Raw genomic sequence first — 3,466 nt, forward strand, 5'->3', positions numbered from 1 at the left:
GTTCCCCCCCCGAGTCCGTTTGCGCGCTGTCCGCGACCGCTGGCCCTAGACCAGCCGCAGCTCCGTCAGGCAGGTTGCGCTGGACTGCCCGGCGGTAGACACCGTGGTCTTGGCGCTCTTCCCCTGGTAGGTGAATTCAAGGTCCAGCGTGATTCCCCGCGGAACCCAGAGGCCGATGAATCCGTTGTCGAAGGTTTCCATGCCCTGGTCCACCAGCACCTCGCCGGTCTCGGCGTTCACGGCCTTGACCTCCATCTGCCTGCCTTGCAGCTGCCCAAGGCAGGTGGTGAGGCTATGGAAATGGCAGCTGTGCGTCTGGTCCACATAGGGCGCGGCCGAAAGATAGTACTGGCCTTCCGGCAGCGGCAGGTTCGCGGTGCGTCCCGACGCATCGGCCAGCACCAGCTGCGTTGGCTGCACCATGGCAGTGAAGTTCTCCGGCCGCTGCTCCTGCGGCAAGCGATCGAGCCGGTCGATGGCCGCCTTGGCGTCGAGTCCTTCCAGTCCAAGGTCGGCGAGGAACTGACCGGTGTCCTCTGCTGCAACCACCGTAGGCTCGGGCTGCGCAACGGGTGCCGCAGCGGTGCTGCATCCGGCCAGCACGGCCAGCGCGAGCAGCGAACCGGCGCCCGTGGCCGCAATGCGGGCACGGTAGCTCTTGCCGCCGGCAAATTTCTCGGACATGCCCACTCCCAATCTTCCTGTCTCCATTTCCGGGCTACAGCGTCTCAAGCAGCTGCTTCATCTCATTGATTTCCCTGGTCTGGGAATCAACGATCTGCTGGGCCAGGTCGAGGGCCGCCGGGTAGCTTCCCTCGCTGATCTCGGTCTTGGACATCTCCACGGCGCCTTCGTGGTGCATGATCATCTGCTCAAGAAAGAGCCGGGCAGCGTCGGAGCCGGTCGCGTCTTCCAGCGCCGTGATGCCTTCCTCCGGGACCATCCCGTCGCCGTGGTCCATGCTCCCGTGATCCATCCCGCCGGGCATATTCCACTCGGAAAGCCAGCGGTCCATGCGTTCGATCTCCGGGGCTTGCGCCGCCTGGATCCTTTCGGCCAGGGATGCCACCTCGGCGGGAATCCCGGATTTGCCCAGCAGGATGCCGGACATCTCGATCGCCTGTTCGTGGTGCACCTTCATGCCCGCGGCGAAGGCCATATCGGCGTCGTTGGCCGATGCGGACTGGTCCATGGAATGCCCGGAGTGCGAACCGGAGGCCGAGGCGCTGGGCGCCTCGGTGCTTGATGGTTCCCCTGCGCATCCGGCGAGGGCGAGCGTTGCACCCAGTACGAGGGCGCTGGAAATGAGGGTCTGCTTGTTCATGGTGATTCTCCTGGTGGATCTGGAACGTGAGCGGCGCCCGCCTGCGGCGGCGCCGGAACTAGCTGGAGGCCAGTGCATCGACCGGCCAAGCTCTCACCTTCGGCAGATCCCCAACGCAACCAGATCGGGTTTATCCGGTGCGATCCCCCGCAGTTCCGATGCCGCGCACAAGGTCCGCGGAAACACCGCCCGGAGAACGGCTACAGTCTGCGGCGGCCGCAGGAACAGCAGCATGGCCAGCAACGCCAGGACGCAACCGGCGGCGGCCATCTCATGGCCCATCGGGCAGTCGGTGCAGCCCTGCTCCCCGCCGCCCGCATCGGCTGTCGGAGCATGGTGCGCGGGCTGGGTGTGAGCCGGATGCGCCTGCGCGACCGGGGCTGGGGCCGGGGATTGCGCCGAGACTCCATGATGCATCACATGCATCGAGAACAAGCCGAAAAGCACCGCACTGATCAGCAGCAGCGAGCGGAATACCGCCAGGCGGGGGCAGGTGCGCCCTCCGGCCTTCGCCTGGTAGTTGCCGATGCTCATGGCTCCCAGCTTAGCGACGCCACCGCAAGGGCGCGAAACATGACCCCATCAGCCGGCGGGACAAGATCCCTGCCGGTGCTCCGACCCGTCGCTTTCCGCGATTCCAGTGCCGGTCCGGCTCCAATTCCAAATCCGATTCCAAGCCCCCGTTCTGCGCTCCGCGCAGCGCCGTGCCTGGCGAATCAATAATTTAAGTTGCGCACAATTGAATTGCGTGCAATCATTATTCCATGGCAATAGTTGACGACATGGTGTGCTTCTCCCTCTACTCGGCCAGCCGGGCCACCACCCGCGCATATACCGAGCTGCTCGCCCCTTGGCAGCTGACTTACACCCAGTACCTGGTGCTCGTTGCACTGTGGTCCGAAGGCGATAAGCCGGTGCGCGAAATCGGCGAGATGCTCCAGCTGGACTCCGGGACCCTGTCCCCGCTGCTGCGCCGGCTGGAACAGAAGGACTTCATCGAACGCCAACGCGATGACAAGGACAGCCGCGTCGTCAACGTCCGCCTGACCCCCGCTGGCGTATCCCTGCGCAAGGAACTGGCGCATATCCCGGCGCAGATCGCCTGCGGCACCGGGTTGCCGGATATGGAAAGCGCCAAAGCGCTGCTGGCATCCCTGCACCGCATCACGGCCTCCATGCAGCAAATCCCCGCTCCCGACCAACCCTCCGGAAAATAGCTACCAGATTTCCCCCTCATCGAAAGGCAATTTCATGGAAACCCTGTACACCGCTGAATCCCTGTCCACCGGCCAAGGCCGCGAAGGCCGCGTCCAGACCCCGGACGGCAAGCTCGATCTGGCCCTGGCCTCCCCGGCAGAGCTGGGCGGCTCGGGAGCCGGCACCAACCCGGAACAGCTGTTCGCAGCGGGCTACGCCGCCTGCTTCCACTCGGCATTGAATATGGTGGCGCGCGGCCGCAAGGTCAAGATCGAGGACTCCAGCGTCGGCGGCCGAGTCCACCTGAACCGCGACGGAGAGAACGGGTTCAAGCTCTCGGTTGAGCTGGAAGTCATCATTCCCGGCATGGAACCTGCGCTGGCCCAGGAACTGGCCGACGCGGCCCACCAGGTCTGCCCCTACTCCAATGCCACCCGCGGCAACATCGATGTCCTGGTCAGCGTCAGCGATGACTAGGTCTCCCGCGGCGAAACCCCTGGGAATTGCCCGGCACGGCGCACGGAGTGCGCTCGGGGCATTCCTGGGCTTCGCCGGGGTCAGCCACCTGACCTTTGCCCGCGAGGAATTCCGCGCCCAGGTCCCGGACTTCGTCCCGCTGGATCCGGACCTGACGGTCATCCTTTCCGGTGTCGCCGAAATCGGCCTGGGACTTTCCCTGCTGGCGCTGCTCAAGAAGCGGGTCGCCGTGGGCTGGATCGCCGCGCTCTTCTTCGTCGCGGTGTTCCCCGGCAATCTCGCCCAGTGGCAGGAGGGACGCGACGCGTTCGGCCTGGACACCGACGGGAAACGGCTTGCCCGGCTCTTCTTCCAGCCAGCGCTGGTAGCGCTCGCACTGTGGAGCACCGCCGCATGGCGGGACCGGGCCCAGCTTCGGTCCAAGGCCTAGCAACGCCAGCCACGTGCGCACAGCGGGGTATCGGGCAT

Annotated in this window: 6 protein-coding genes; 3 read left to right on the forward strand and 3 right to left on the reverse strand. The window is 65.5% G+C overall.

What is annotated here, in order from left to right; translation table 11 throughout:
• Positions 1-45: 45 nt before the first annotated feature.
• The 3 genes from ACNPM8_RS18145 to ACNPM8_RS18155 all read right to left on the reverse strand — a co-directional run bounded on the left by ACNPM8_RS18145 (position 46) and on the right by ACNPM8_RS18155 (position 1,858).
• Positions 46-684 (reverse strand): CueP family metal-binding protein, encoded by a 639-nt coding sequence (locus ACNPM8_RS18145; RefSeq protein WP_448940393.1) that lies wholly within the window; start codon positions 682-684, stop codon positions 46-48.
• Positions 685-718: 34 nt separating this feature from the next.
• Positions 719-1,324: a DUF305 domain-containing protein gene (locus ACNPM8_RS18150; RefSeq protein WP_448940394.1), complete on the reverse strand. Its 606-nt coding sequence runs from the start codon at positions 1,322-1,324 to the stop codon at positions 719-721.
• Between the two features lie 93 nt (positions 1,325-1,417).
• Positions 1,418-1,858 (reverse strand): DUF6153 family protein, encoded by a 441-nt coding sequence (locus tag ACNPM8_RS18155; protein ID WP_448940395.1) that lies wholly within the window; start codon positions 1,856-1,858, stop codon positions 1,418-1,420.
• Between the two features lie 230 nt (positions 1,859-2,088).
• Between ACNPM8_RS18155 and ACNPM8_RS18160 the strand changes: the two genes are divergently transcribed.
• The 3 genes from ACNPM8_RS18160 to ACNPM8_RS18170 are packed head-to-tail and all read left to right on the forward strand — an operon-like array spanning position 2,089 to position 3,428.
• On the forward strand, positions 2,089-2,541 hold the full coding sequence (locus ACNPM8_RS18160) for a MarR family winged helix-turn-helix transcriptional regulator (RefSeq protein WP_400290915.1): 453 nt from the start codon (positions 2,089-2,091) through the stop codon (positions 2,539-2,541).
• Between the two features lie 34 nt (positions 2,542-2,575).
• Positions 2,576-2,998 carry an organic hydroperoxide resistance protein gene (locus ACNPM8_RS18165; protein ID WP_105658061.1) on the forward strand — a complete coding sequence of 141 codons (423 nt, stop codon included), beginning with the start codon at positions 2,576-2,578 and terminating at the stop codon, positions 2,996-2,998.
• Positions 2,991-3,428, forward strand: a complete 438-nt coding sequence (locus ACNPM8_RS18170; RefSeq protein WP_448940396.1) for a DoxX family protein — start codon at positions 2,991-2,993, stop codon at positions 3,426-3,428. Before ACNPM8_RS18165 ends, ACNPM8_RS18170 begins: the two co-directional genes overlap by 8 nt.
• Positions 3,429-3,466: the final 38 nt, after the last annotated feature.

Source organism: Glutamicibacter sp. AGC46 (assembly GCF_053543715.1).